We start from the raw sequence: 26,200 nt of genomic DNA, 5'->3' as shown, positions 1-26,200 counted from the left end.
GGGGCGATGCCTTTGCCAGCGGCGTGCTGCACGCGCTGATGTCGGATCGCGACGAAGCGACGGCGGCGAACTGGGGGCTCGCGGTTGCGGCGCTCAAACATTCGCTGCCCGGCGATTTCAGCCTGTTTCGTCAAGCGGATATCGACGCATTCCTCGCCGGCGGGCTGGACGTTCGGCGCTGATCCTAGCATAGCGGGGCCGGGGGAACGGCCACGCAGGCACCACGTTCCGTCATGGATGCGAGGCGACGTGGAACAGGGCGGCGACACGAGCGGACAGGCGGCCAGCGACGACCGCCGCATTGCGCTGGAGATCGCCGGGGCAGATGGCGGGACCGACCCGTTCGTCGCCGCGGTTCGCGCGACGCGGATGCCGATGCTCATCACCAATCCCCGGCTGCCCGACAACCCGGTGGTGTTCGTCAACGACGCCTTCTGTCGCATGACCGGTTACGATCGCGACTTCATCGTCGGGCGCAACTGTCGGTTCCTGCAGGGGGAGGATACCGATCCGGCCACGGTCGCGCAGATTCGCGACGCGGTGGCGGCGGTGCAGTCGATCGAGATCGACATCCGCAACTATCGCGCCGATGGCAGCTGGTTCTGGAACCGCCTGCTCCTCGCCCCGGTGCATGACGCCGATGGCCAACTCGCCTATTTCTTCGCCAGCCAGCTCGACGTGACCCACGAGCGCGCCCGGTTGGAGGGGCTGGAGTCGAGCAATGCCGCGCTGCTCGCCGAGCTGGCCGGCCGGTTCCGCGAACAGGAAGAGCGCGAACGCGAAATGCTGTTCGCGCTGGAGGCCGGGCGGTTCGGCACCTGGTCGTTCGATCGGGCGACGCGGCAGCTGACCATGTCAGCCATCTGCCGCACCAATTTCGGCTTCGATGCCGATTATCCGCCGTCCCCCGCCGAGATTTCGGCGATCCTCCACCCCGACGACCGCGCGGAGGCGGTAGCGGCGATCGAGGCGTGCTTCGCCGGCGAACCGCTGGAGATCGAGGTTCGCATCCGTCCCGCCGATGGCGAGATCCGCTGGATCGCCAGTCGCGGCCAGCCGACGCTCGATGCCGATGGCGCGGTCGTGCGCCTGACCGGGGTGTCGATCGACGTCACGGTCTACAAGCGGCTGGAGCGGATGCGCTCTGCCATGGCCGAGCTGAACGACGCGCTTCGCCTGCTCGACGATCCGGTCGATATGAGCGTGGCGGCGGCGCGGATCATCGGTGAGGCGCTGGGCGTCGACCGCGTGGGCTATGGCGTCGTCGATCGCGCGGCCGAAACCATCATCATCGAACGCGACTGGAACGCGCCGGGCGTCGACAGCCTTGCCGGCGTACTGAACTTTCGCGACTATGGCAGCTATATCGACGACCTGAAGCGCGGAGAGACAGCAATCGTCGAGGATGCGCGGACCGATCCGCGCACGGCCGATAGCGCTGCGCAACTGGAGGCGATCAACGCCCGGTCGTTCATTAACATGCCGCTGACCGAACTGGGCGGACTGGTCGCGCTGATCTACACCAACCAGGGTGAGCCGCGCGCATGGCGCGATGATGAAATCGCGTTCGTGCGCGAAGTCGCCGAGCGTACCCGTGCCGCGACCGAACGCCGCCGGGCCGAACGCGAACTGGCGGCGCTGGCCGAATCGCTGGAGGAACAGGTCGTCGACCGGACCAAGGCGCTGGTGACCGCGCAGGATGCGCTCCGCCAGAGCCAGAAGATGGAGGCCATCGGCCAGCTGACCGGTGGTGTCGCCCACGACTTCAACAACCTCCTGACCATCGTCCGTTCCTCGGTCGACCTTCTGCGTCAGCCGACGCTGAGCGAGGATCGGCGCGAACGCTACCTGTCCGCGATCAGCGATACCGTCGATCGCGCCGCGAAGCTGACCGGGCAGCTGCTGGCCTTCGCCCGCCGCTCCGCCCTGCAGCCGGCGGTGTTCGACGTGAACGAGGCGGTCGGCGCGCTCGGCGATATCGTGCGTACGCTGGCCGGATCGCGGATCGAGGTTGCGATCCGCCCGTGCGAAGCGCCTGCGTTCGTCGATGCCGACCCCAACCAGTTCGATACCGCGATCGTCAACTTCGCCGCCAACGCCCGCGACGCGATGCAGGGCGAGGGGCGGCTGACCCTGTCGGTCGACCGGGTCGACGGCATTCCCGCCGGCCCCGGCGTCGCGGCGCAACCGGGGCAGTTCGTGGTCATCACCGTCGGCGATACGGGCAGCGGCATCGATGACGAAACGCTGAGCCGTATCTTCGAACCCTTTTTCACGACCAAGGAACTGGGCAAGGGGACCGGTCTGGGCCTTAGCCAGGTCTTCGGTTTCGCCAAGCAATCGGGCGGGGAGGTCCGCGCGCGCAGCGTGGCGGGCGATACCGAATTCGCGCTGTACCTGCCGCGGGTCACGACCCCGGACCGGCCAAGCGCACCGGTCCGGCAGCCATCCGGCCCGCTCGCCGGTGACGGGCTGCGGGTACTGGTCGTCGAGGATAATGTCGCAGTCGGCACCACCACGACCCATGCGCTGGAGGCGCAGGGGTTCGTGCCGGCCCATGTCGCGGACGGACAGGCGGCGCTCAAGCTGCTCGCGGAGCAGCCCGAGGGGTTCGACATCGTCTTTTCCGATGTGATGATGCCGGGGATCGACGGGGTCGAACTGGCGGCGCGGCTGCGGAAGAAGCATCCCGGCCTGCCGGTGCTGCTGACCAGCGGGTATAGCGACGTTATCGTCCGGCACGGCACGATGGGCTTCGACCTGTTGCACAAACCCTATACCATCGGTAAGTTGATCGCCGCGCTGCGTCGCGTGGCGGGACGTTGACCTCGCCGTCCGCCGCGCCTGCGCGCGGTTTCGTACCCCTCTACACCCTGGCCTATTGCGGGCTGTTCGTCGCGTTCATGCCGTTCGTGTCGATCCTGTTGCAGGTGAAGGTATCCGCGATCGATCCGGCGAACCGCGTCACCCTGCTCGGATGGGCGGTGCTGGGCGGGGCAGTGGTCGCCAGCGTCGCCAACATCGCCGCTGGCTGGCTTAGCGACCTGCACTGGCGGCGCAGCCAGAGCCGGCGCCTGCCGATCGCGGTCGGGCTGGTCCTGCTGGCGCTGGCGTTCGTGGCGATCCATCGCGCCGGGGATCGCAACGCGCTGCTGATCGCGATTGCGCTGTGGCAGGTCGCGCTGAACCTGATGTTTGCGCCGATGGTCGCCGTGATGGCCGACGAGGTGCCCGACGCGGCCAAGGGGCGGGTGTCGGGCCTGCTCGGCATCTCGCACCCGATCGGCATGTTGTCCGCTGCTGCCGTCACTGCGCCGATGTTCCCGACGGAGGGCGCGCGCTTTGCGGCGAATGTCGCGCTGGCGGCGGTGATGATCGGACCGTTCCTGCTGTTCGCCCGCGAACGGGGGGCGGGGAACCAGACCCGCCCCGCCCAAGCCGCGCCGATGGCAGTCGTGCGTGGCGATCTGGTCCGGGCGTGGGTCGCGCGACTGGCCATGCAGGTCGCGGGCAACGGGCTGACCGCCTATGCCTTTTTTCATTTCGCCGACCGCTGGCGGGGAACGGGTGACCCGGCGGGGCCGGTCGCTCAGGCGATGGCGGTCGTCACCGCCGTCGTCGTGGTCGCGACGATCGTCGCCGGGCGCTGGTCCGACCGGCTGGGCGGACGCAAGCCGTTTCTCGGCGGTGCGACGTTGCTGGTGATCGCCGGGCTGATCGGCATGGCGGTATCGCCGGGCTTTGTCGGCGCGGTCATCGGCTATGGCGTGGCGCAGACCGGGCTGTCGGTGTTCCTGGCGCTGCATTCGGCGCTGGCGATGCAGATGCTGCCCTCGCCCGAGACGCGTGGGCGCGACCTTGCGGTGCTGAACCTGACCAACACCCTACCGGCGTGCGTGCCGCCGCTGCTGGCCGCGCTGGTGCCCGCAGGGGCGGGGCTGGGCGCAGTGTTCGTCGCGCTGGCACTGGTCGCGGCGCTTGGCGGCGGCACGGCATTGGCGATCCGGTCGGAGCGCTGATCCGCTTCGTGCGTTGGCCGGTTAGTCCATAGCCGGGAGTGCCTGATGATCCGCCTGTTCCATGTCAGCGACGTTCATTTCGGGGCGGAGGACAAGGCGGCGATCGCGTGGTTCGGCGAAGCGGTGCGCCGCGAGCAGCCCGACGCGATCATCATGACCGGCGACCTGACCATGCGCGCTCGTACGGCGGAGTTCGAGGCGGCGGCGGAATGGCTCGAAAGCCTTGGCCGCCCGGTGACCGTCGAGGTCGGCAACCACGACCTGCCGCTCTACAATCTCTTCGCGCGGTTCGTGCGGCCGTACAAGCGCTACAAGCGTCTGGAGCGGATGATCGAACGTCCGCTGGAGATCGACGGCGTCGCGATCGTGCCGCTCAAGACCACCGCCCGTTTCCAGTTCCGCTGGGACTGGTCGAAGGGCTATGTCGGCGACAAGGCGCTGGCGCGGACGCTCGACCTGATCCGGCAGGTGCCCCAGGACCGGCTGATCTTCATCGCCGCGCATCACCCGCTGATCGATGTCGGCACGAAGTCGAGCGGGGAAACGCATGGCGGGATGGTCGCGCTGGATGCCGTCGTGTCGGCCGGTGCCCATGCCGTGCTGTCGGGCCATGTTCATGACCCGTTCGACATTCCCTATCGCACCGCCGCCGGACGGTTGCGGATGATCGGCGCCGGGACGCTGTCGACCCGTACCCGCGCCGACCCGCCGTCGTTCAACGAGATACGGATAGACGGCGGCCAGTTCGAAACGATCGCGCGCAAGATGGGCGCTGAGGACGAACCGGTCAGCGTCGTGGCTTGAAAGCGCAGCCGCACAACCTGCGGCCGTGCTGGCCAAGTTCGATCCGGCCACTTCGAAGCGAGCGTCATCCCAGCTACGCTGGGGCGACGGTTCCGATCAGATGGAAGCGACCGGTGAGGTTGCTACGATCGCACCCGGCTCTTTGCCTGCCCCCTGCACGACGCCGTGGGCAGCCGAAACCGGCCGGCGCCTAGGACAGCCGCTGCCCGATCAACGTGCCCTTGGTTCCGCGATTGACCAGTTCGAAGCGGAAGTTCGGCCAGCGCCGCCGCCAGCGCTGCGCGACGACCCGTTCGCCTGGGCGAGCGCCATCGTCGAGCATCACGACCCCACCGACCGGCAGGCGATCGAACAGCGTCTCGGCAGCGCCGCGGACATAGGGGTGGATCGTCCAGGGCGGCCCGTCGATCAGCAGCAGGTCGACCTGATCGGGCAGCGCATCGATATCATACCATACGCCCGGCCAGTCGCCCGGTGCGGCCACCAGCGGCGCGGCGCGCAGGTCGGCGGCGATGCCATGTTCGGCCAGCCATTCGCGCGTCGCATCGACGAACCCTGCATGCTGGTCGAAGCTGATGAGCTGTCCGCCGCCATGCTTGGCCAGCGCCGCGCCGGTGACGAGGCTCGATGCGCCGGTGCCCAGTTCGACCACCGTTTGCGGGCGGCTGGCCGCGATGCGCTCGACGATCAGCGACAGATAGCCGGTATCGGCCTTCCAGCTGCCGAGGTTCGGCAGGGCGTCGGGAGCTAGGCCCAGATCGGCCATCAACCGCGCCTTATCCGCCTTCTTGCCGCCCGACAGGCTGCGCAGCAGCCAGGGCCACTGGATCGCGCCGAACGCGATGGTGAACAGCTTGTCCGACAGGCTGCGGCGCAGTTCGTCGGGCCACAGGTCCGAATCGGCGAGCGGCAGCAGCGAAGTCTTGGCACGCGAGGTCATGGCGTCTCTTGAATAGCTCCGCCAGCGCGCGGACCGGCTCTCGCTATACCCTTACGGTACGAACGAAAAGGGCGGCCCGATACCGGACCGCCCCAAATCGACCGCGACTGGCCGCAAACGGGAACTTTTTCGGCTCCCGCGCGTGCCCGTGCGACTTAGCGCTTCGAGAACTGGAAGCTGCGGCGGGCCTTCGCCTTGCCGTACTTCTTACGCTCGACGGCGCGGCTGTCGCGGGTCAGGAACCCGGCGGCCTTGACCGGCGCGCGCAGGATCGGCTCGTAGCGGGTCAGTGCCTGGCTGATGCCATGCTTGACCGCGCCGGCCTGACCCGACAGGCCACCGCCCTTGACGGTGCAGATCACGTCATACTGACCATTGCGGTCGGCGACGCCGAACGGCTGGTTGATGACGAGACGCAGCGTCGGACGTGCGAAATACACTTCCTGGTCACGACCATTGATCGTGATCTTGCCCGAACCCGGCTTCAGCCAGACGCGCGCAACGGCGTCCTTGCGGCGGCCGGTGGCATAGGCGCGACCATACTGGTCGATTTCCTGCGCACGCAGCGGGGTGGTCGGACGCGGTGCTTCGACCGGAGCGGCGGGCGCTTCCGCGCCATCGGCCTGCGGCGCCGACGCCTGCGGTGCGGCGGCGGCCGGTGCCTGCTGACCGGTCAGGTTCGCGAGGTCGGAAAGGGACTGGCGGTTGTCGGACATTATGCGCCCACCTTGTTCTTGCGGTTCATACCCGCGATGTCGAGAACCTCGGGGTTCTGCGCTTCATGCGGATGCTCGGCACCCTTGAAGATGCGCAGGTTGCGCATCTGCTGACGGCCCAGCGGACCACGCGGGATCATCCGCTCGACGGCCTTTTCGAGGACGCGCTCGGGGAAACGGCCTTCAAGGACCTTCTCGGCGGTGATCGCCTTGATGCCGCCGGCATAGCCGGTGTGCTTGTAATAGGTCTTCGTCTTCGCCTTGTTCGAGGTGAAGCGGATCTTGTCGGCATTGATGACGACGACGTTGTCACCGCAATCGACGTGCGGGGTGAACGACGTCTTGTGCTTGCCGCGCAGCACGTTGGCGATGATCGTCGCCGCGCGACCGACCACCAGGCCGTCGGCATCGACGATATGCCACTTCTTTTCCACCTCGTGCGGCTTGGCCGACTTGGTGGTCTTCATGAGCGCCTTCATGGGCGTTGGACCTTTCGGAGTTAACACGCGCCCGCCCCGAACCGGAGCGGTGCGAACGCCGGGCAATTGCCCGCGCGGCCGTAGAAAGTCAAGCAAAGTGCGGCTTTGCTGACGGGTATTGGGATACCCTATGGCTCGCGCTGGCTGATCCGTGTGGTGGCGGTGGACATTGCCAACCCGCTTTCGATGCGGACGACGGTCTGCTGGGCGAGGATCATACCGCTTCGTCCGTCGACGCGCCGCGTGACCAAGCTGATGCGTCGACCACTCACCGCGCCCCCGCGCGCCACGACCGCGCCCGACAGGCGCTGTTCTTCGACGAGCGCGGTTCCTTCGGCATGAATGCGCTCGGTTCCGGTCACGTCCGATCCGCCGTCGAAGGGCGGCTTTCCCTGCTGGCGGATGTCTCGTTGCGGGATGACGCCGCGGCGTACAACGTCGGGGGCGAGGAGGGTAGAGAGCATCGAACCGAGCATCGCCACCTGCTGCTGTTCCGGCAGGGTGCGCAGCGGCGCGGTCAGCTTTTGCAGCATCGCCGTGCGCGCCGGGTCGCCCTTGCTTTGCGCCGAGACGGCATCGATCAACTTCGCCCAGAGGACTGCGCGGTCCATTACGTCGATCACGTCTCCCCGAGCCGACAGCCGATAGACGATCGGTTGGCCGAGCAGCGTGGCGAAGGCGCGTTCGAACATCGCGCCGGGACCGTCGGACAGTCCACCCGCGACCGAATCGATCGTCATCTCCGCGGTCAGGCCCGTCGGTGTCCGACGAAAGCGGACGGTTCGGTCGGTCGCATAGCGGCGAACGACGCCCGCTTCGTCGCGTTCCTGTTCGATATGATAGCGATAGGCAGTGTCGAGCACCGGCGCGAAGCCCGTTGTCACTGCCTCCGAGATGGCGGGCGGGGGCAGCGCGATCATCGACGGCCGGTGGCGTGTGCGCCCCATGTTGCCGCGATCACCAACAGCGCGCCGACCAGCTGGTGCAGCGCGGCCACCTCGATCCGCACGCCGCTCATCACCGTGCTAATACCCAGCAGGATCTGGATGCCGAAGGTGATGTGAATCGCGCGGGCGACCTTGGGATGACCGGCACGCTTGGCCGCGCGGGCGAGCAGGATCAGTGCGGCGACGGCAACCCACGCCCACCAGCGGTGGATGAAGTGGACGACATAGGGGTCGTTGACGATCGCATCGAGCGGCGCGCGCAACGCCCATTCGTCCGCCGGGAAGAAACGGCCGTTCATCAGCGGCCACTGATCGGTGACGAGTCCGGCGTTCAGCCCGGCGACCCATGCGCCGAACAGCAACTGGACGAAGAGTGCCAGCAGCGCAGCGAAGCCGATCGGCGTCATCCGCGCCGGCCGGGCATAGCCATTCGCCGCCAGTTCGCGCAGGTCCAGCGCAGTCCACACCGTGCCGGCAAGGATCAGCAGCGCGTTGAGCAGATGCACCGACAGGCGGATATGCGATACGTCAGTCCTGACCGACAGGCCCGACGCGACCATCCACCAGCCAATCGCCCCCTGCAACCCGCCCAGCGCCAGCACCGCGAGCAAGCGTCCCTTATACCCTGTCGGGATCGCGCCCCGAACCCAGAACCACGCAAGCGGCGCGGCAAAGGCGACGCCGACCAAGCGTGCCAGAAGGCGATGAAAATATTCCCAGAAGAAGATGCCCTTGAACTGCGCCAGCGTCATGCCCTGGTTCAGCAGCTGATATTCTGGAATCTTGCGATAGTTCGCGAACTCCGCTTCCCATTGCGCGGCATTCAGCGGCGGCAGCGTACCCGACAGCGGCTTCCATTCGGTGATCGACAGGCCGGATTCGGTCAGCCGGGTGATCCCACCGACCACGACCATTGCGACGACCAGCGCGGCAACCCACCACAGCCAGCGGGCGACAGCGCCGGGACGGGCGCGCGAGGGAAGGGGAGGAGCGAGCATCTCCGGTGTCTAGCGCGCTGGCAACGGCCAAGAAAGGGGCGCGTGCGGCTTTACCGTTGGGCGCTTGCCTGTACGATGGTGCAATGCAGAATGCCGCTCCATGACGATCGAGGCGCTGATCGCCCGTTATGGCCTGGGCGCATTGTTGCTTGGTGCCGGCATGGAGGGGGAGACGGTCGTGATCCTTGGCGGGATCATGGTCCAGCGGGGTACGCTGCCCTATGCCGGCGCGATCTTGGCCGCTGCGCTGGGTTCGTTCATCGCCGATCAGCTGTTCTTCGCCGCCGGCCGTCGGTTCCGCGATCATCCGCGCGTCCGGCGCTGGAGCGCGAAACCCGCCTTCGCCCGCGCACTGACGGCATTCGAGCGGCACCCGACGCTATTCGTCTTCGCCTTCCGCTTCCTCTACGGCCTGCGCACGGTCAGCCCGGTCGCGATCGGGACTACGCGGCTGCCTTTGTCACGCTTCATGCTGCTGAACGGGGCGGCGGCGTTGCTATGGGCGACGACCTTCGTGTCGATCGGCTATTGGTTCGGCCACGGTCTGAGCGAAGTGATCGGCCGCTGGCTGCCGTCGTGGCAGGTGCTGGTCGGGGGCGGGGTGGCGATCCTGCTGTTGGGCGGTCTGACCTGGTGGTGGCGCAGACGCGACTGAGTTCGCCGTGCGCAGCGGAAAGGTCAGTCGCCCTTGCGGCCCAGCTTCTCGACCCGCGCGATCACTTCCTCGCAGACGGCAGGCGACACGAACTTGGCGATCGACCCGCCATACATCGCGATTTCCTTGACCAGTCGCGACGCGATCGGCTGCAGGGAGACGTCCGCCATCAGGAAGACCGTTTCGATCCGGTCGTTCAGCTGCTGGTTCATGCCCGCCATCTGATATTCATATTCGAAGTCGGCGACCGCGCGCAGGCCCCGCACGATGACGCTCGCCCCCTGCCGCTCGGCAAAGGTCATCAGCAGCGCATCGAACGCCACGACCCGGATGTCGCCATCGACCCCCGCCACTTCGCGCTCGACCATCGCCAGCCGCTCGTCGAGCGAGAACATCGGCGACTTGGATGGATTGGTCGTCACGCCGATCACCAGCCGGTCGACCAGCTTCGCGCCCCGCCGGATGATATCCATATGCCCGCGCGTGATCGGGTCGAACGTGCCGGGGTAAACGCCGATCCTCACCGGTCGCGCTCCAGCACATAGCGGGCGATGGCGCGCAGCAGGTCGGCTTCGTGGCCGAAGTCGCGCAGATGCTCGACCGACTGGTCGACCAGCCGCCGCGCCTGTTCGCGCGCACGGTCGAGGCCGAGCAGCGAGAGGAAGGTTTCCTTGCCCGCCTCGCCATCCTTGCGCAGCGCCTTGCCGACCGCCGCCTCGTCCCCTTCGACGTCGAGGATATCGTCGGCGATCTGAAAGGCGAGGCCGATATCGCGGGCATAGCCACGCAGCGAGGTCCGCTGCTCGGCTGACACGCGGCCGAGGATCGCGCCCGCTTCGACCGAGCAGGCGATCAGCGCGCCGGTCTTCATCGCCTGCAACCGGGTGACGGTGTTGAGGTCGAAGCTGGTTTCCTCCGCCTCCAGATCCATCGCCTGTCCGCCCGCCATGCCCGAGGGGCCGGACGCGTGGGCAAGGTCTGCGATCAGTTCGATGCGGATATGCGGATCGGGATGCGTCGCTTCGTGCGCCAGAATCTCGAACGCCAGCGCATGGAGGCAGTCGCCCGCAAGGATCGCGGTGGCTTCATCGAACGCCTTGTGCACCGTCGGCTTGCCGCGACGCATGTCGTCATCGTCCATGGCGGGCAGATCGTCATGGATCAGGCTGTAGACATGGATGCATTCGATCGCGAGCGAGGCGCGGGCGGCGCGGACACGCTCGACGTTGAACAATCGCGCAGTGGCGAAGACCAGCAGCGGACGCAAACGCTTGCCGCCGCCGATCGCGGCATGGCGCATCGCGCGGTACAGGTTCGCGCGGGGATCGCCCGGCACCGGCAACAGCGCGTCGAACTGGCGATCCATCTCTGCCGAGATTTCGCGAAGGGCGGCGTTCAGCGACACCGGCGGCGCGACGGTCGCCATTATTGCGCGTCGAACGGCTGGGTGGAGGCACGCCCTTCGGCATCGACCCGGATCGCTTCGATCCGTGCCTGCGCCGCATCGAGCCGCGCGGCACATTGCGCGCGCAGCAGGTCGCCGCGGGCGTAGAGGTCGATCGCGGTCTGCAGGTCTTCCTGACCCGTTTCCAGCCGGCTGACGATGGTTTCGAGTTCGCGCAGCGCGTCTTCGAAGGACAGGGTGGAAACATCGCGTTCGTCGGACATGCGCGATGCTATGGGGCAGGGGAGGTCGGGTTGGCAACCGGGGTATGTTGGACCCCGAAAAATCACGGCCGCGAAGAAGCGGGCGGGACGACAGCCAGCGGCTGTTACAAGATCAAATGCACAGCATAGATCGTGTACTTACCTTCTTCGCAACCACCCCCGAATTTGCCGGTTTCAACAGCTGCGATGGCGTCTCCGATGCCCGGCAACAGGCAATGTTCGTTCACGGGCAGAATTTTCGTCAGCACATTGCAGGACAAGGGCGAGTGTTCGAGATAGTCATTGCAGACCACCACGTCATATCCCAGCAGTGCGACGGAATCGGCGTCAGGCGAGCGAACGTCGTCGGCCACGACAGCGGACGGGATCCTGGAGCGGGGGCGCCACCCGGCCGCGTCGAACCTCCAGCCGTCTGACTTCAGTTCATACTCATAGGCCGTGAAGTACATCAGGGTCGCTCCTGCTGTCGCCATCCCGGAAGCTGAGGCAAGGCCAGTCAGCACATCGGGACTGTTCGCCAAGCCAAAGCCGTTGTGCAGCCATGCATCTTGTACATCGACCACGTTGTCGTTGACGCAGTCCGATACGCTGCAAATGTCCTTGATATGACCTGATGCAGTATCCAGCCATCCCGGCGGCGGAACGATACGTTTCAGAAGATAGCCTGCGGGAACCATAGCACTTACGGTATAGTAAGGCTCGAACAGTGGCCATTGGCCGCTGTCGGTCAGTTTGTCATTGGCTAGAGGTGGGCGCCGATCGCGTCCCATGCCGGCTTCTTCTCCGCTATGCCGACCGTATGCAGCGGGCTGCTCGATGGAAGCACCATCGTTTCGACCCCACGAACCAGCCCCCGCCCTGCTTTTGCCGCCGTCCCGCCATTGAACGCAACCAGCCGAAGCGCGGGCAACGTCGCGATCAGCGCTGCCACGTCATTGGCGGTCGCGTTGCGGATCGCCGCGTCGCTGCTGCCGGGCCGGATCGCGCTCTGCACGACGTCCCATAGGCCGATCCCTGCCGCCTGTAGCGCCACCAGCCGTTCAGGATACTCCAGTGCGGGCAGGTCGACCCCGACCACCGGCGACAACAGCCGCCAGAACTGGTTCTGTGGATGCGCATAATAGCGCCCGGCGGCAAGCGATGCATCGCCCGGCAGGCTGCCGAGGATCAGCACCCGTGTCGACATGTCGACGACCGGCGGGAAAGACGCCTTGCGGCTCACACCGCCTGTCCCGCCGCCCAGCCGCTCGACCAGGCCCATTGGAAATTATAGCCGCCTAGCCAGCCGGTGACGTCGACCGCCTCACCGATCACATGCAGGCCGGGCAGGTGCCTGGCGGCCATCGTCTTCTGATTGAGGCCATCGGTGGCGACTCCGCCGACGGTGACTTCGGCCTTGGCAAAGCCTTCGGTGCCGTTCGGGTGGAACTGCCAGCCGCTCAGCCGTTGTTCGATTGCCGCCAACGTCGCGTCGCGCTGGTTACCGAGTTCGCCGGGGCAATCGAACTTCATTGCCAGCGCTTCTGCCAGCCGGTCGGGCAGCGCCGAGCCGAGTGCCGAGCGCAGCCCGATGCGTGGCCGACTACGCTTCATTTCGGTCAGCCAGCCGGCCGCCCGGTCGGGTACGAAATCGATCGTTACCGGCTCGCGGTGCCGCCAATAGGAGGAAGCCTGAAGGATCGCCGGTCCGGACAGGCCGCGATGGGTGAACAGGGCCGCTTCGCGAAACTTCGCCTTGCCCGCACCGGCCACGACCTCGGTCGCGACGCCCGACAGCTCGCGAAACAGGGCGTCGTCGGGCGGCAGCGTCAGCGGCACTAGCGCCGGACGCGGCTCGACCAGCTTCAGCCCGAACCGCTTGGCGAGGTCGTAGGCGAAGCCGGTCGCGCCGAGTTTCGGGATCGACGGCCCGCCGGTCGCGATCACCAGCGACGGCGCGGTGAGGGTCCGGTCGCCATGGACGACGGTGAACCGGCCATCGGCATGGGTAACGTCGCGGACGGGCTGGCCCAATGCGATTTCCGCGCCCTCGGCCTCGGCCAGCAGCATCGCCACGATCTGGCGCGCCGATCCGTCGCAGAACAGCTGGCCGAGCGTCTTCTCATGCCACGCGATGCCATGTGCATCGACCAGCGCGAGGAAGTCCTGCGCGGTGTAGCGGCCCAGCGCCGAACGGGCGAATTGCGGGTTGGCCGAAACATAGCGGTCCCAGCTGGCCCCGACATTGGTGAAGTTGCAGCGCCCGCCGCCGGAAATGACGATCTTGCGCCCCGGCTCCGGCGCATGATCGACCACGACCACGCGCTTGCCCCGCCGGGCGGCGATCCCGGCGCAGAACAGCCCGGCGCCGCCCGCGCCGAGGATGATGACGTCATGTTGTGCCATCCGCCGCCCTTCGCATGGGAGAGGGGCGGCGGGAAGGGGTCAGCCGTGCACCACCAGCTTCACCAGCTGACCCGGCACCAGCCGCGCCCCGTCCTCCAGGCCGTTGAGCGTCAGGAACCGGTCCCGTTGGAAATCGGAATAGGCCATCTGGCGGGCAAGCGAATCGATCGTGTCGCTTGCCTTGACCGTGACGATTCGGATGCGCTTGCCGGTGATCGCATTCGCTTCCGCCTGGGTCAGCGTGCCGAGACTGTCGAGCATCGGTTTGAACGGTCCCACGCCGCGCCCGGCCGGCGTGACGATCTGGAAATAATAGGTGGCGGACGGATAGCGATAGGCGACGATGGTCACATCGACCGCCTGGTTGTTGGCGTTGGCGCGCACCGTCGCGATGGCCGCGTCCGTGCCGTTGATCCGCGTGGTCTGCGGCTCGGGCGCATTTTTTGCGCCGAGCGCCGCCAGTCGTTGCCGCACGACGCTCGCCGGATCGCCCGCCGGGCCCATGCGGAATTCGGCCTGTCCGCCCTGACCGGCGATGGTCACCGCGTCGGTACCGTTCTGCAGCGCATAGCCGCTGGGCGCAGTGAAGCGGACACGCAGGCCGGGATGCTTGAAGGTCGTGCCCTCGATCACCCCCTGCGCCGGATCGTCGTCATAGCGCAGCCCGTCGAGCATCCGCAGATAGGCGGTGTCCTGTACCGGCTGGGTGGTGGCGCGACCGGTCTGTTGCGCCAGCGCGCGGGCACGCCTTACCCGGTCGGCTCCGTTGGGGTGGGTGCTCATCCAGGTCGGCACGGCATTGCCGCCGCGCCCGCTGGTCTGCGCGGCCAGCGCCTGCGCCTCGTTCAGCTGCACCAGCGCATCGGCCATGCCCGATGGCGCATAGCCGGCGGCGGTCGCATAGCGAACGCCGAACTGGTCCGCCTGATATTCCTGGTTTCGGCTGTAGGACAGGGTGTAGAGCTGCGACCCCGCGCCGGCGATCCGCCCGACCAGATCGCTGCCGGTCACCGCGCCCAGCAGGGCCGCACCGATCGATCCAATGGTCGAGCGCGTGTTGCGCGAATTGCTGTGCCGCGCGGCGACATGGCCGACCTCATGCCCCATCACCGCAGCCAGTTCCGCTTCGCTGTTCATCAGTGCCAGCAGCTGGCGCGTGATGTAGACATAGCCGCCGGGGATGGCGAAGGCGTTCTCGACCGGCGAATTGAGCAGCGTGACGGTGAAATCGCCGCTGGCGTTCGACAGGCCGGACTGGACCGCGACCTTCTTGCCCACGCGCTCGACATAGGCGGACTGCGGCCCGGAATATTTGCCGCCATATTGCGCCAGCAGCTGCGGGTTGGCCTGTGCGCCCTGTGCCCGGTCGCTTTGCGAGATTGCCCGCGTCTGGGCATGAACCGGTACGGCGATCGTCGCGGCGGTCAGCATCGCGGCGGTCCAAAGGCGTGTCGTCATCGTATCTCGTCCCCGTTTTCCTCGTTCGGAATACGTTGCGATAGGACAACGGTTCCGTCCGCTACATGAACAACTCGCCTTGCGCACCGGCGGGCGGGCGAAACAGGTCGCAGCGCAGCCGGGGATGCCCACCGGTCAGGCCATGCCGACGACAGGCGATGGCGAAGCGCGTCGCGAGCAACTGTCCCCAGACGCCTTGCCCGCGCATCCGCGAATGGAAGGCGGGGTCGTTGTCCCGCCCGCCGCGCAGCGACCGGATGATCGCCATCACCTTGTCCGCCCGGTCGGGGAAATGGGTTTCCAGCCACGCGCGGAACAGTGGCGCGACCTCATGCGGCAGGCGCACCGGCAGGAAATAGGCACCTCGCGCTCCGGCCTGCGCGGCGCGTTCGATCAGCCGCTCGACCTCGTGGTCGGTTACCGCCGGAATGACCGGGGAGATCGATACGAACACCGGCACCCCGGCCGCCGCCAGCGTAGCGACGGCCGCCAGCCGCTTTTCGGGATACGGCGCGCGCGGTTCCAGCGTGCGGGCGATGTGCGGGTCGAGCGATGTGACCGACAGGGTGACGCTGACCAGTCCCCGCGCAGCCATCGGCGCCAACAGGTCGATATCCCGCACCACCCGGTCGGATTTCGTGGTGATGGTGAGCGGATGGTTCGTCTCCGCCAGCACCGCGATACAGTCACGGGTGATCCGCCAGTCCCGCTCGATCGGTTGATAGGGATCGGTGTTCGTCCCCATCGCGATCGGCTTGGCGACATAACCCGGTTTCGCGAGTTCCGTGCGTAGCAGTGCAGCGGCATCGGGCTTCGCGAACAGTTTCGTCTCGAAATCCAGTCCCGGCGACAGGTCGTGATAGGCGTGGGTCGGCCGGGCAAAGCAGTAGATGCAGCCATGCTCGCAGCCCCGATAAGGGTTGATGCTTCGGTCGAACGGAATGTCGGGCGATGCGTTGCGCGACAGGATCGTGCGGGATCGTTCTATCGCGACGGTCGTGCGCAGCGCCGGTGCCGCGCCATCGACCATCTGCCGCCAGTCGAGCCAGTCGCCATCCGCTTCCTGCGCGGGCAGCGCGAACCGCTGGCTCATGTCATTGGACGTTGCACCGCGGGCCGGACGATTGGACATTGCACCAGCCTAATGACCTGCATAGAACGAAGCAAGAACGAGGAGGGTGAAATGGCGCGACTGAATTACCTGGAACTTCCGGTCACCGCGACGGAGCCGGCCAAGGCATTCTATACCGCCGTCATGGGATGGCAGTTCACCGATTACGGCCCGGACTATGCCGCTACGACCAGCGGCGACACCGATCTCGGGCTGGATGCCGACGCGCCGCTCACCACGCTGCTGCCGGTGATCGAGGTCGACGATCTCGACGCGGTACTGGCGGCGGTCGAGGCAGCGGGGGGTGTTGTCGTCCAGCCGATCTTCGCGTTCCCCGGCGGTCGGCGGTTCCATTTCCGCGATCCCGACGGCCATGTGCTGGCAGCGATGGTCCAAGAATAAGTCTGTCCGTCCGTGCCGCCCCGGCGATAGCGTTCGGGGAGGCATCCGGGGGAATCGTCTGGTTCGATGCCGAATGTCAGACAGGGGTGGCGTTTCCGCTGGTCTACGGCGGTGCCCGCATCGGGTCCCCTACGGGGAGGTATCTATCATGGCGTAAGTGGCGGAGAGGGAGGGATTCGAACCCTCGGTACCCGTAAAGGCACGCCGCATTTCGAGTGCGGTACAATCGACCACTCTGCCACCTCTCCGCAGAGGTTTCTCGCTCATATGCCGTGTTTGACGCGGCACGTTGGTCAGCGAGGGCGGTCCGTTAGCCCAAGGATTCGAGACTTGCAAGCGCATCCTTGCTGCAATCGCACATCGACCCTAGATTATTTTGCATGAAGGCACTTTCCACCTCGTCGCTCGACCTTGGCACGCCGTTGCCGCCGATTGCCCATGCCCGGTTCTCGATCGGGGAAGTCGTGCGCCATCGGCTGTTCGATTTCCGCGGGGTGGTGTTCGATATCGACCCGGTCTTCGCGAACAGCGATGAATGGTATGAATCGATTCCCGCCGATGCCCGGCCGCGCAAGGACCAGCCCTTCTACCATCTGCTCGCGGAAAATGCCGAGGCGAGCTACGTCGCCTATGTCAGCCAGCAGAACCTGATCGTGGACGACAGCGAGGAGCCTGTCGACCACCCCGCGATCCGGGGGCTGTTCGATGACTATGCCGATGGCCGCTACCGCCTGCGCCGCGAACATCGCCACTAAGGCAGTCGCCGCTCAATAAATGTCCCGGCGATAGCGCCCGTTGCCAAGCATATCCTCCAGCAGCGTTTCGCCGAGGATCGCCGCAAGCGCGGCATGGACACCCGGTGCCATGCCCTGAACGCTGCCGCAGACATAGATCGCCGCACCCCTGCCGACCGCCTCGGCAATGGCAAGCCCATCGGCGGCGAGGGTGTCCTGAACGTAGCGATGCCCTCCGGGCTGCCGTGACCATGCGATCTTCTGACCGGCCAGGACACCGGCATTGGTCAGCGCCTGCCGCTCTTCGGCCAGAAAATCATCCTGCGCAGGGTGGCGTTCGCCCCAGTAGAGGGTCGCGGCGGCGCCGCCCTGCGCCGCGCGATGGCGCAGATGGGCGAGCAGGCCGGCCAGGCCCGTGCCATTGCCGATCAGGATCAGCGGTACGGCTTCGTCGGCCGACGGATGGAAGGCAGGGTTCGACCGCACCCGCGCCTGCACGATATCGCCGACCGGTGCGCCATGGCACAGCCAGCCGGATCCCAGTCCGTCAAAGCCGTCCGCCGCATTGCAGCGCCGTACGATCAGTTCGACCCGACCCGATTCCGCGATCGACGCGATCGAATATTCGCGGTGGCCGATCGGCTTCAGCGCAGCCATGTCGGTCGCGCCGGTCGGCAGGATACGGGTCATCAGCGCTGCACGGTTCTCGGATGTGTCGGCCATGCCGGAAGCCCGCAGATACGCCTGTACCCGGCGGACATCCTGTTGCGGCAGGATTTCGATGATGTCGCCGGGCAGCCACGCGATGCTGTCCCCGACCGGCTCCAGCACCACCTGCCACGCTTCGCCGCCGACGCTGCCGGGGTTGAGCAGGTGGCGGTCGATCAGGCGCCACGCACCCATCGCGGCGGGCGCCCAGTCGGGCTGATCGGTCCTGCCGCCAAGGCCGGCCAGCTGGTGCTGCCACTGACGCTGGGCATCGGCGTCGTTGCCGTCTGCCTCGATCGCATCGAACAGCCGGGTGGCACCATGGTCGTGCAACCAGCGATCGACCCGGTGGCCGAAGGCGCAGAACTCGGCATATTCCCGGTCGCCCAGCGCCAGTACGGCATAGTCGAGGTGCGACAGGTCGGGAGCGTCGCGCTCCATCGTGCGGGCGAAACCACGCGCATTGTCCGGCGGCTCCCCCTCGCCATAGGTGCTGGCGACCACGAACAGCCGGGTGGCGCGCGACAGCGTGTCGCGGTCGAGCGAGGCGATCGGCAATGCGGCGGCATCGGGCAGGGCGGCGGCGGTCAGCCGGGCCAGTCGCTCGGCCGATCCGGTCTGGCTGGCATAGGCGACCAGCGTCGTGGCCTTGTCGACTGGTAGCGTGTTGGCGTCGGCGACGACCTCCGCCAGTGCTGCCTTGCGCCGACGCCGTGCGAAATAGAGGAGGAAGCCGGTGATGGTGAACAGCGGCATCGTCAGGCTGGCCAGCAGCATCGCGATCCGGCCGCCCATCCCGAAATACGCGCCCCGGTGCAGTTCGAACACGCTGGTCACGATATCCTCGCCCAGCGGCCGGGCATCGTAGCGCTGATCCTTGATGACCGCGCCGGTGGTTCCATCGATGCTGAGTTCGTCGCTGACCCGGTCGTGCCTGCCGCCGTGCAGCTTGGCGCGGAACTGCACCTCGCCATGATCGCGGACGCTCATGGTGACGCGTTCATAGAACTGGCCGCCGGTCGCCCGGACGAAGCCGTTCCACGCGAGGGGCAGGTCGACGGCCACGTCCTTCGGCCCCTTGGAGCGTTCCGCGGGCGCCTCGGCGACCAGCAGCGCGCGCACGCCCTGCCGATACCAATCATAGGACCACCACAGTCCGGTAAAGCCGCTGACGAGATAGAAGAGCAGCACCCAGCCGCCGATCACGGCGTGGAGCATCCGGTAGAGGTTGCGGCCGGTCTTGCGCCGGTCCAGCACGAACCAGTTGCGCCAGTCGAGCGGGCGTTTCGGCCAGCGCAGGTACAGGCCGGACAGCGCGAAGTAGATCAATGCGACCGCGGAAAATCCGGTAATCTGCCGCCCGATCCCGTTGCCGTCACCGGGTAGCGCGAGCCAGCGGTGCACTTCCTCCAGCAGGTCGATCGTCGCCGCCCCGCGCGGCTCGCCCAGCAACGCGCCGCTATACGGATCGAGCCGTTCGAGATGTCGTTCCTTCGCCGTTCCCTGCACATAGGTAACCGTGGTCATCTCGCCCGCATCGCTCGGCACGATCAGGCGGCCGATCCGCGCACCGGGCCGCTGGCGCATGACCTGCGCGATCAGTTTCGGTCCCGACAGACGCGCGGTCGTCGCTGCGACCGGGCGGTCGGGGTTCAGAGCCGCGAGTATCTCATGCTCGAAACTCAGCGTCGCACCGGTCACGCCCATCACAGCCAGCACAAGCCCGGCGGTGATGCCCAGGAACCAATGGATTTGAAACAGGATGTTCCGGGTCATGCGCGACGCTCGAAGAAACTTGATATTGAGAATGGATCGCGTTAGCGGGCCGCCTGATCAGGGTCAATATTACGCAAGGGAAATGATGATGGGTCGAAACAAGCGCCTGCCGTTCATGGCGGGTGTCGCGGGTTTCGCGCTGCTGGCGATGCCGGCCTTGGCGCAGACGGCCTACCCGGAGCGGTCGGACACGCCGCCAGAGGATGAGATCGTCGTGACTGCGGCGCGCACCATCCTGCCGCCCAACGCGCTGCCGCTGACGATCGACATCATCGACAAACAGGCGATCGACCAGCAGATTGCGATTTCCGGCAGCATCACCGACGCGGTCGCGACGCTCACGCCCAGCTTCTCGCCCACCCGCGGCAAATTATCGGGGGCGGGGGAGACATTGCGCGGACGGTCGCCGCTCTATGCGATCAACGGCATCCCGCAGACGACGCCCCTTCGCGACGGCAGCCGCGACGGCTTCACCATTGACGGGTTCTTCATCGATCGGGTCGAGCTGATCTATGGATCGAACGCGTTGCAGGGTGTCGGCGGCACCGGCGGGATCGTCAACCAGGTGACGGTTGGCGCCCCGCGGGCGGAGGGTGTCAGCGGCCGGGCGCTGGTACAGGGGACGGCCACCGACGGGTTCGAGGGCGACGGTTTCGGCGGGAAGGTTGCCGGGCTGGTCCAGTCGAAATCGGGCCGCTTCGATGCGACGATCGGTGCCAGCTACGAGCGGCGTGGGGCGTTCTACGACGCGCAGGACCGGCGCATCGGCATCAATCTGACGCAGGGTGAGACACAGGATTCGCGCGCGACCGATTTTTTCGCGCGGCTGGGGATGGAGGTCGGTGCGACCGGGCGGCTCGACCTGATCGCCAATCGGTTCGAATTGAAGGGCGATGGCGATTATTTCGCGATCGCCGGCAACCGTCGTACCGGCCTGCCGACCAGTGCGGTGCGCGGCACGCCGCCGGGAAAGCCCGCCGCCAACCGCGCGGAGGCGCTGTCGCTGTCCTATACCGATAGCGACGTGCTGGGCGGCAACCTCGTCACGCAGCTTTTCTTCAACCGGACGCACGACACATTCGGTGGCGAGGTCGCGATTCAGGCGACGTTCCAGGACCCCCGCATCGCGCCTGTCGGCACGTTGTTCGACCAGTCGGAGAACCGGTCGCGCAAGCTGGGTGCCAAGGCGAGCTATGAGCGCGCCATTCCGGGGCTCGAGGCGCTGGTCGCGACGGTCGGGTTCGATGCGCTGTTCGACAAGACCGAGCAGCGACTTATCGCCACCGACCGCATCTGGGTGCCGCCCGCCGACTTCCGCAGCCTTGCGCCGTTCGTACAAGGCAATCTGAAGCTGTTCGACGGGCTGATCCGCGTGGCGGGCGGTGCGCGGTGGGAGAATGTGCAGGTCCGGATCGACGATTTCCGCACGCTCGCATCCACGACCTATGACGGGCGGAATCCTGCGACCTTCGGCGGCGTGGCCGTGGCCGGAGGCAAGCCGAAGTTCAGCGATGTCCTGTATAATGGCGGGCTGATCGTCGAGCCGCTGGCGGGCGTTCGCGCCTATGCCAGCTATGCCCAGGGCTTCACCATGGCCGATGTCGGACGCATCACCCGCGCGATTTCGACGCCGGGCGTCCGGCTCGACGATTTCCTCGATATCCAGCCGGTCGTGTCCAACAACCGGGAGGTCGGCGTCGAGGTGAAGCGCGGTCCGCTGGACGCCGGTGCCACCTATTTCTGGTCGTCGAGCGACCGGGGGCAGTTGCTGGTGGCGCAGGGCAACGGCATCTTCGAAGTGCAGCGCCAGCGGGTCGAACTAGAGGGTCTGGAGGTCAATCTGGCAGTGCAGACGCCGCTGCCGGGGCTGCGGGTCTCGACCGGCTATGCCCATATCCTCGGCCGCTACGACAGCGATCGCAGCCCGGCCGACGGGGTGGTCGATACCGATCTCGACGGCACCAACATTTCGCCCGACCGGCTGAACCTCGCCGCCGATCTGGCGACCGGGCCGGTCACGGCGCGGGTGCAGACGCAATTCTATCTGTCGCGCAATTTCCGGGGGAAGGCGAACCCCAGCCCGGACAATAATTTCGGCGGATATGACGTAACGGATGCGTCGATCCGCTACCAGACGAAGGTCGGCGGGCTGTCGCTCAGCGCGCAGAACATCTTCGACCGTTTCTATATCGACTATAATAGCGACACCCGTTTGCCGAACGACAATTTCGCGTTCTTCGCCGGGCGGGGGCGGACGTTCACCCTGGGTTGGGACATGCGGTTCTGAGGGGCTGGACAGCGGGGCGGGGCGGCGGCTAGTCGCCCGGCCATGCCTGTCATTGCAACCATCATGAATTCGACCACCGGCCAGCCGATCCAGAAGATGACCTTCGGGCGGATGCCGAAGCCCTGGGCCTCGTTCAATCTCGAAACCGGCGAACTGGTCACCGCCGACCGGGTCGATGTGGGCAAGCCGGCGCCGGGCAAGGTGGTGGTGCCGGTATCGGTGTGGGTAACGCCCAAGAAATAACCCCCTCCCGGCACCGGGCCGGAAGGGGGCGGTTCGGTTAACCGCAGACGCGGCGGCCGTTGCGGATCACGTAACGGCACGGGCCGCGATAATCGACGCCCATCGCCGCGGCTTCGCGCGACCAGCCGGGAACGACCCGCTCGCCGCGATAGCCGTAGCGACCGTCACGACGCGCGTCCCAACGGCGGCGGTCGTCCCCGCGACGACGGTCGTTCCATGCGCGACGATTGTCCCAGCCGCGCCGGTCGTTCCAGCCGCGACGGTTGTCATAGTGTCGCCGGTCGTCCCAGCGGCGGTTGTCATGATGCGCACGCGGCCCGTGGTCCCGATGCGCGTGGCGGCCGGGCTGTGCGTCCGCGACGGCGGGAACGGCGGTCAGGCCGGCGATGGTCAGGCCGATGCCGGCGAAAATGTTCATCAACTGCTTCATGATCGCTTCCTCTCTGCCCCGGTCCTGCCCGGATCCGCCTGAACCCCGGCTGGACAGGATTGACAGCAGTCAGAAAGACTTGGCGCGTGTCGATGGTTCCCGATTCGCCTGGCAGGTCAATAGGCCGGCTGCCACATCTGCGCCGCGATCGTATCGCGGTCGATCGCGATGCCGGGGGCGGCGACCCCATCGGCAACCGCCTGTTCGGCGACCACCACCGCGATATCGAGTGCAACGTCGCGCAACCGTTCGATCGGCGGCAGCAGCGTGTCTTCGCCGCCCATCGCGCCCAGCGCGCGGGCAGCGGCCATGAACATCGAGTCGGTGATCGTCCGCGCCTGCGCCGCCAAGGCCCCCAGCCCGACACCGGGGAAGATATAGACGTTGTTGACCTGGGTAACGCCGGCGATCCCGAACGGGCTGCCGGTGCCGATCAGCGCGCGCCCGGCGCTCCAGCGCGCAAGGTCCGTCGGATGCGCTTCGGCCCGCGATACCGGGTTGGATAGCGGAAAGATGACCGGGCGGTCGACGGCCCCGGCCATGGTGCGCACCACCGCCTCGCCGAACGCACCATGCTGTCCCGATGCACCGATCAGGACGGTCGGACGGACATTGGCAACCGTGTCGAACAGGTCGATCCCGCCATGCGACGTGCGGGTCCACGCCTCCACCTCGGCAGGATCGCGGGCATAGGCGCGCTGTCCGGCGGAGAGGCCGTCCATGTCCGACAGGATCAGTCCGTCGCGATCGACCGCCCAGATGCGCGTGCGCGCCTGTTCCGCGGACAGGCCACCCGCCTGCAGTGCCTGCACCAGCATGTCGGCGATACCGCATCCGGCGGCGCCGGCGCCGAACAGGAGGATGCGCTGTTCGGCCAGTGGCGCACCGGTCCGGCCGATCGCCGACAATAGCGTGCCGACCGCCGTCGCGGCGGTGCCCTGAATATCGTCGTTGAAGCTCAGCAGCCGGTCGCGATAGCGCTCCAGCAGCCGGTATGCGTTGTGGCCTGCAAAATCCTCCCATTGCAGCAGCACGCCGGGGAAGCGTTCGGCGACGGCGGACACGAAATCCTCCACGAACGCGTCATATTCGGGTCCGCGGATGCGCGGATGCCGCCAGCCGACATAGAGCGGGTCGTCGCGTCGCGCGGCATTGTCGGTGCCGACGTCGAGCAGGATCGGCAACACTTCGGACGGATGGATGCCGGCGCAGGCGGTGTAGAGCGCGAGCTTGCCGATCGGGATGCCCATGCCGCCGGCCCCCTGGTCGCCCAGTCCCAGGATGCGTTCGCCATCGCTGACGACGATCACCTTCACCCGGTCGAGCGCCGGATCGGCAAGGATTTCCCCGATGCGTTGGCGATTGGGCCACGACAGGAACAGCCCGCGCGGCCGCCGCCAGATTTCGCTGAACCGCTCGCACCCTTCACCCACGGTCGGGGTGTAGACCAGGGGCAGCATCGCGGGCAGGTCGCGCTGGACCATCGCGTGGAACAGGATCTCGTTCGAATCCTGCAGCTCGCGCAGGAAACTGTAACGGTGGAAATCGTCGGGCATCCCGGCGAGCGCGCGCTGCCGCCGCTCGATCTGGCTGTCGAGCGTGCCGACATGCGGTGGCAACAGGCCGTGCAGCCCCCATTGGTCGCGTTCCGCTTCGGTAAAGGCCGTGCCCTTGTTGGTCAGCGGATCGGCGAGCAGCGCGCGGGCGGCGGCATGGGCGGCGGGGGACATGGACGGACCCTTCGATTATGAAGACAAAAACGCCCCGGCGGGTCCGCCGGGGCGCAAGGTTCGCTCTAGGAACTCAGAAGCGGAAGCTGATCCAGCCGGCAAGGAAATCCGAGCTTTTGTAATTCGCGTCGGTTAGCGCCGGGCCGGCGATCAGATGCTCGTAGCGCGCGGTCAGGCTGACGCGCGGGCTGACGGTATAGATCGCCTGCAACCGGATCGTGTCGGCAATCTTGCGCGAATTGCCCAGCTGCGTGCCGGCGAATGCCTGCCCATTGGCACGGTACACCGCGTCGTTCAGGCTGTCGCGCCATGACAGCTGATATTCGGTCGCGATGCGCAGCTTGGCCATCGGCTGGAACTGGACGCTCGGCGCGACGGCGATCAGGTTCGTCGGCGTCGCGTATAGCTGATAGCTGTAATAGATGTTGTTGCCGAACGGCGCGAGCGAGGTCTTGAGCGTGCCTGTGCCATAGGCCCCGCCGCCGCTGGCATAGTCGAAGTGGAAACCGACGCGCGGCGCGGTCTTCGACTTGCCGACCTTGTACATCTGCTGCAGCAGGATCAGCCATGCCGAGATCGGGCGGTTGTTGAACTCGCCACCCTGATAATTCACCGTCCAGTCGAGGTTGACCGGCCCGGTATCGCCGTAGAGGTGCAAGCCGTAGAATTTACGCACTTCCTCGGTCGTGCGCGTGCCCCAGGTCGCATTGCTGTTGCGCAACCGCCAGAAGAAGGGATCGAAATAGAGGTTCGATCCGCCGAGCAGCGTCTTGGGCAGGACGAAGCCGGCGGTGCCGCCCGAGAATCGGCGATTATCGTCGACTATATCGTCACCGGTGCCGCCGACGCCCAGCCGGGTCGTCTTGAAATCGAACACGTCGCCGCGAACCGTGTCGCCCTTCGCCCAGGCGCGCACGCCGTTATAGACGAAGAAGATGGTGTTGTTGTCGCGCGGCACGACCATCAGGTTCGGGCCGTCGGCAAAGGTCTGTCGTCCATAGCGCACGCCAACATCGACGCCGCCGAGCGTGCCGGTCACGTCGACGAAGCTCTGCTGCACCACGAGGTCGTTGTGCAGCTGGCCGGCCTTCACGCCCAGATTGCGGCCCGACATGCCGGCATGGGCCAGTTCGCCGTACAGCCGGACATGATCGCCCAGATGCAGGTCGGCACCGCCGACGATGCGATTGATGTCCTGTCGCTGTGCCTCGCGGTCGCGCAGATTGGGATTGGTGGTCAGGTTGACGCGGTAGCGGAACTCGCCCGACAGGGTCAGGTACACGTCGTCGCCGGCGATCGGGATGTATTTCAGCCGGTCCAGCACGTCGTCGCGCTTCTTTGGATCGCGATACTTGCTCCAGTCCTCTGCCCAGCGCGACTGGTTATAGCCACCTGCGGTCACACCGTCGCCGACGCCCGCGCTCGGATATTCCTGCGCGACCGGACGGGCGGTGCCCTTGTCGGGTACCGGTCCCGGAAAGATGGAGGGCGAGTTGGCGTTGCTCGATCCGCTCTGGGCCGCCGGCGCTGCGGTGCCGACCGGCGCGGCGGGCGCAGTGGTCGCAACGGCGGGCGTCTCGGGCGCGGGGGCCGCGGCGTGACCGATCGCCGGGATCGTCAGGGCGGCGGTGGTGCAGCAGAGCCGCAGGAACATGGTCATTTCAATCTCTCTCCGGTGCCTCGTAGGGCAGAAAACCGGAAGCCGGTGCG

25 protein-coding genes, 1 tRNA gene and 1 pseudogene are annotated in these 26,200 nt (G+C 66.8%); 9 read left to right on the top strand and 18 right to left on the bottom strand.

Features of this window, described 5'->3' with window-relative positions:
• The 4 genes and pseudogenes from MF609_RS07105 to MF609_RS07090 form a co-directional block, all read left to right on the top strand.
• Nucleotides 1-182: pseudogene (locus MF609_RS07105) on the top strand (sugar kinase); the annotation flags it as partial.
• A gap of 55 nt (nt 183-237) precedes the next feature.
• Nucleotides 238-2,826, top strand: coding sequence for a PAS domain-containing protein (locus tag MF609_RS07100; protein ID WP_242415597.1), 2,589 nt, complete (start codon nt 238-240; stop codon nt 2,824-2,826).
• The gene (locus MF609_RS07095) at nt 2,823-4,019 is read left to right on the top strand and encodes an MFS transporter (protein ID WP_242415596.1); all 1,197 of its coding nucleotides are present in this window, start codon (nt 2,823-2,825) and stop codon (nt 4,017-4,019) included. Before MF609_RS07100 ends, MF609_RS07095 begins: the two co-directional genes overlap by 4 nt.
• A 45-nt stretch (nt 4,020-4,064) precedes the next feature.
• Nucleotides 4,065-4,823, top strand: coding sequence for a metallophosphoesterase family protein (locus tag MF609_RS07090; RefSeq protein WP_242415595.1), 759 nt, complete (start codon nt 4,065-4,067; stop codon nt 4,821-4,823).
• Between the two features lie 190 nt (nt 4,824-5,013).
• Here the strand turns inward: MF609_RS07090 and MF609_RS07085 are convergent, their stop codons facing one another.
• From MF609_RS07085 to MF609_RS07065, 5 genes are all read right to left on the bottom strand, one after another.
• Nucleotides 5,014-5,763, bottom strand: a complete 750-nt coding sequence (locus MF609_RS07085) for a class I SAM-dependent methyltransferase (protein WP_242415594.1) — start codon at nt 5,761-5,763, stop codon at nt 5,014-5,016.
• A 155-nt stretch (nt 5,764-5,918) separates the two neighbouring features.
• Complete coding sequence (rpsI, locus tag MF609_RS07080; RefSeq protein ID WP_242415593.1) at nt 5,919-6,479, bottom strand: 30S ribosomal protein S9; 561 nt, start codon at nt 6,477-6,479, stop codon at nt 5,919-5,921.
• A complete protein-coding gene (gene rplM, locus MF609_RS07075; RefSeq protein ID WP_242415592.1) occupies nt 6,479-6,958 on the bottom strand; it encodes a 50S ribosomal protein L13 in 480 nt (159 codons plus the stop codon). Before rplM ends, rpsI begins: the two co-directional genes overlap by 1 nt.
• 128 nt (nt 6,959-7,086) lie before the next feature.
• On the bottom strand, nt 7,087-7,878 hold the full coding sequence (locus tag MF609_RS07070; RefSeq protein WP_242415591.1) for a hypothetical protein: 792 nt from the start codon (nt 7,876-7,878) through the stop codon (nt 7,087-7,089).
• On the bottom strand, nt 7,875-8,903 hold the full coding sequence (locus MF609_RS07065) for a COX15/CtaA family protein (RefSeq protein ID WP_242415590.1): 1,029 nt from the start codon (nt 8,901-8,903) through the stop codon (nt 7,875-7,877). The genes MF609_RS07070 and MF609_RS07065 overlap by 4 nt, the downstream gene beginning before the upstream one ends.
• Nucleotides 8,904-9,003: 100 nt before the next feature.
• Here MF609_RS07065 and MF609_RS07060 point away from each other — a divergent pair, with 100 nt between their 5' ends.
• Nucleotides 9,004-9,558, top strand: coding sequence for a DedA family protein (locus MF609_RS07060; RefSeq protein WP_242415589.1), 555 nt, complete (start codon nt 9,004-9,006; stop codon nt 9,556-9,558).
• Between the two features lie 23 nt (nt 9,559-9,581).
• Here the strand turns inward: MF609_RS07060 and coaD are convergent, their stop codons facing one another.
• The 8 genes from coaD to MF609_RS07020 all read right to left on the bottom strand — a co-directional run bounded on the left by coaD (nt 9,582) and on the right by MF609_RS07020 (nt 16,201).
• Complete coding sequence (gene coaD, locus MF609_RS07055) at nt 9,582-10,082, bottom strand: pantetheine-phosphate adenylyltransferase (protein WP_336944105.1); 501 nt, start codon at nt 10,080-10,082, stop codon at nt 9,582-9,584.
• Nucleotides 10,079-10,984: a polyprenyl synthetase family protein gene (locus MF609_RS07050; RefSeq protein WP_242415588.1), complete on the bottom strand. Its 906-nt coding sequence runs from the start codon at nt 10,982-10,984 to the stop codon at nt 10,079-10,081. Before MF609_RS07050 ends, coaD begins: the two co-directional genes overlap by 4 nt.
• Nucleotides 10,984-11,226 (bottom strand): exodeoxyribonuclease VII small subunit, encoded by a 243-nt coding sequence (locus MF609_RS07045; RefSeq protein WP_055819867.1) that lies wholly within the window; start codon nt 11,224-11,226, stop codon nt 10,984-10,986. The genes MF609_RS07050 and MF609_RS07045 overlap by 1 nt, the downstream gene beginning before the upstream one ends.
• Nucleotides 11,227-11,330: 104 nt before the next feature.
• Nucleotides 11,331-11,996 carry a hypothetical protein gene (locus MF609_RS07040; protein WP_242415587.1) on the bottom strand — a complete coding sequence of 222 codons (666 nt, stop codon included), beginning with the start codon at nt 11,994-11,996 and terminating at the stop codon, nt 11,331-11,333.
• Complete coding sequence (locus tag MF609_RS07035; protein WP_242415586.1) at nt 11,969-12,487, bottom strand: DNA-deoxyinosine glycosylase; 519 nt, start codon at nt 12,485-12,487, stop codon at nt 11,969-11,971. Before MF609_RS07035 ends, MF609_RS07040 begins: the two co-directional genes overlap by 28 nt.
• Nucleotides 12,445-13,611, bottom strand: coding sequence for a BaiN/RdsA family NAD(P)/FAD-dependent oxidoreductase (locus tag MF609_RS07030; protein ID WP_242415585.1), 1,167 nt, complete (start codon nt 13,609-13,611; stop codon nt 12,445-12,447). Before MF609_RS07030 ends, MF609_RS07035 begins: the two co-directional genes overlap by 43 nt.
• Before the next feature lie 39 nt (nt 13,612-13,650).
• Entirely contained in the window at nt 13,651-15,069 is a 1,419-nt protein-coding gene (locus tag MF609_RS07025) for a M48 family metalloprotease (protein ID WP_242415584.1), read from the bottom strand.
• A gap of 61 nt (nt 15,070-15,130) precedes the next feature.
• Complete coding sequence (locus tag MF609_RS07020; protein ID WP_242415583.1) at nt 15,131-16,201, bottom strand: PA0069 family radical SAM protein; 1,071 nt, start codon at nt 16,199-16,201, stop codon at nt 15,131-15,133.
• A 51-nt stretch (nt 16,202-16,252) separates the two neighbouring features.
• Between MF609_RS07020 and MF609_RS07015 the strand changes: the two genes are divergently transcribed.
• The gene (locus tag MF609_RS07015) at nt 16,253-16,582 is read left to right on the top strand and encodes a VOC family protein (protein ID WP_242415582.1); all 330 of its coding nucleotides are present in this window, start codon (nt 16,253-16,255) and stop codon (nt 16,580-16,582) included.
• Between the two features lie 158 nt (nt 16,583-16,740).
• Here the strand turns inward: MF609_RS07015 and MF609_RS07010 are convergent.
• Nucleotides 16,741-16,830, bottom strand: a tRNA-Ser gene (locus tag MF609_RS07010).
• Between the two features lie 132 nt (nt 16,831-16,962).
• Here MF609_RS07010 and hspQ point away from each other — a divergent pair.
• A complete protein-coding gene (hspQ, locus tag MF609_RS07005; RefSeq protein ID WP_242415581.1) occupies nt 16,963-17,337 on the top strand; it encodes a heat shock protein HspQ in 375 nt (124 codons plus the stop codon).
• A gap of 12 nt (nt 17,338-17,349) precedes the next feature.
• Here hspQ and MF609_RS07000 read toward each other — a convergent pair whose 3' ends face one another.
• Nucleotides 17,350-19,800: a PepSY domain-containing protein gene (locus MF609_RS07000; protein WP_242415580.1), complete on the bottom strand. Its 2,451-nt coding sequence runs from the start codon at nt 19,798-19,800 to the stop codon at nt 17,350-17,352.
• 88 nt (nt 19,801-19,888) lie between these two features.
• Here MF609_RS07000 and MF609_RS06995 point away from each other — a divergent pair, with 88 nt between their 5' ends.
• Together MF609_RS06995 and MF609_RS06990 are read left to right on the top strand one after the other, a co-directional pair.
• Entirely contained in the window at nt 19,889-22,087 is a 2,199-nt protein-coding gene (locus MF609_RS06995; RefSeq protein ID WP_242415579.1) for a TonB-dependent receptor, read from the top strand.
• Between the two features lie 42 nt (nt 22,088-22,129).
• Nucleotides 22,130-22,330 carry a hypothetical protein gene (locus tag MF609_RS06990; protein ID WP_082456876.1) on the top strand — a complete coding sequence of 67 codons (201 nt, stop codon included), beginning with the start codon at nt 22,130-22,132 and terminating at the stop codon, nt 22,328-22,330.
• 37 nt (nt 22,331-22,367) lie between these two features.
• Here MF609_RS06990 and MF609_RS06985 read toward each other — a convergent pair whose 3' ends face one another.
• From MF609_RS06985 to MF609_RS06975, 3 genes are all read right to left on the bottom strand, one after another.
• Nucleotides 22,368-22,760: a hypothetical protein gene (locus MF609_RS06985; protein ID WP_242415578.1), complete on the bottom strand. Its 393-nt coding sequence runs from the start codon at nt 22,758-22,760 to the stop codon at nt 22,368-22,370.
• A 116-nt stretch (nt 22,761-22,876) separates the two neighbouring features.
• Nucleotides 22,877-24,490, bottom strand: a complete 1,614-nt coding sequence (locus MF609_RS06980) for an NAD-dependent malic enzyme (RefSeq protein ID WP_242415577.1) — start codon at nt 24,488-24,490, stop codon at nt 22,877-22,879.
• A gap of 73 nt (nt 24,491-24,563) precedes the next feature.
• Nucleotides 24,564-26,144 carry an alginate export family protein gene (locus MF609_RS06975; protein WP_242415576.1) on the bottom strand — a complete coding sequence of 527 codons (1,581 nt, stop codon included), beginning with the start codon at nt 26,142-26,144 and terminating at the stop codon, nt 24,564-24,566.
• Between the last annotated feature and the right edge of the window lie 56 nt (nt 26,145-26,200).

The sequence above is a fragment of the Sphingomonas panni genome, assembly GCF_022664435.1.
In the GTDB taxonomy this organism is placed as follows: Bacteria; Pseudomonadota; Alphaproteobacteria; order Sphingomonadales; family Sphingomonadaceae; genus Sphingomonas; species Sphingomonas panni.
This window is presented reverse-complemented; position numbering and strand designations above follow the sequence as displayed.

Coding starts and splice junctions, on each gene's coding strand:
- MF609_RS07100 (WP_242415597.1), top strand. CDS start 238: ATGCGAGGCGACGTGGAACAGGGCGGCGACACGAGCGGACAGGCGGCC.
- MF609_RS07090 (WP_242415595.1), top strand. CDS start 4,065: ATGATCCGCCTGTTCCATGTCAGCGACGTTCATTTCGGGGCGGAGGAC.
- MF609_RS07085 (WP_242415594.1), bottom strand. CDS start 5,763: ATGACCTCGCGTGCCAAGACTTCGCTGCTGCCGCTCGCCGATTCGGAC.
- rpsI (WP_242415593.1), bottom strand. CDS start 6,479: ATGTCCGACAACCGCCAGTCCCTTTCCGACCTCGCGAACCTGACCGGT.
- rplM (WP_242415592.1), bottom strand. CDS start 6,958: ATGAAGGCGCTCATGAAGACCACCAAGTCGGCCAAGCCGCACGAGGTG.
- MF609_RS07070 (WP_242415591.1), bottom strand. CDS start 7,878: ATGATCGCGCTGCCCCCGCCCGCCATCTCGGAGGCAGTGACAACGGGC.
- MF609_RS07065 (WP_242415590.1), bottom strand. CDS start 8,903: ATGCTCGCTCCTCCCCTTCCCTCGCGCGCCCGTCCCGGCGCTGTCGCC.
- MF609_RS07060 (WP_242415589.1), top strand. CDS start 9,004: ATGACGATCGAGGCGCTGATCGCCCGTTATGGCCTGGGCGCATTGTTG.
- MF609_RS07050 (WP_242415588.1), bottom strand. CDS start 10,984: ATGGCGACCGTCGCGCCGCCGGTGTCGCTGAACGCCGCCCTTCGCGAA.
- MF609_RS07045 (WP_055819867.1), bottom strand. CDS start 11,226: ATGTCCGACGAACGCGATGTTTCCACCCTGTCCTTCGAAGACGCGCTG.
- MF609_RS07040 (WP_242415587.1), bottom strand. CDS start 11,996: ATGGGACGCGATCGGCGCCCACCTCTAGCCAATGACAAACTGACCGAC.
- MF609_RS07035 (WP_242415586.1), bottom strand. CDS start 12,487: ATGGGCCTGGTCGAGCGGCTGGGCGGCGGGACAGGCGGTGTGAGCCGC.
- MF609_RS07030 (WP_242415585.1), bottom strand. CDS start 13,611: ATGGCACAACATGACGTCATCATCCTCGGCGCGGGCGGCGCCGGGCTG.
- MF609_RS07025 (WP_242415584.1), bottom strand. CDS start 15,069: ATGACGACACGCCTTTGGACCGCCGCGATGCTGACCGCCGCGACGATC.
- MF609_RS07020 (WP_242415583.1), bottom strand. CDS start 16,201: ATGTCCAATCGTCCGGCCCGCGGTGCAACGTCCAATGACATGAGCCAG.
- MF609_RS07015 (WP_242415582.1), top strand. CDS start 16,253: ATGGCGCGACTGAATTACCTGGAACTTCCGGTCACCGCGACGGAGCCG.
- hspQ (WP_242415581.1), top strand. CDS start 16,963: ATGAAGGCACTTTCCACCTCGTCGCTCGACCTTGGCACGCCGTTGCCG.
- MF609_RS07000 (WP_242415580.1), bottom strand. CDS start 19,800: ATGACCCGGAACATCCTGTTTCAAATCCATTGGTTCCTGGGCATCACC.
- MF609_RS06995 (WP_242415579.1), top strand. CDS start 19,889: ATGGGTCGAAACAAGCGCCTGCCGTTCATGGCGGGTGTCGCGGGTTTC.
- MF609_RS06990 (WP_082456876.1), top strand. CDS start 22,130: ATGCCTGTCATTGCAACCATCATGAATTCGACCACCGGCCAGCCGATC.
- MF609_RS06985 (WP_242415578.1), bottom strand. CDS start 22,760: ATGAAGCAGTTGATGAACATTTTCGCCGGCATCGGCCTGACCATCGCC.
- MF609_RS06980 (WP_242415577.1), bottom strand. CDS start 24,490: ATGTCCCCCGCCGCCCATGCCGCCGCCCGCGCGCTGCTCGCCGATCCG.
- MF609_RS06975 (WP_242415576.1), bottom strand. CDS start 26,144: ATGTTCCTGCGGCTCTGCTGCACCACCGCCGCCCTGACGATCCCGGCG.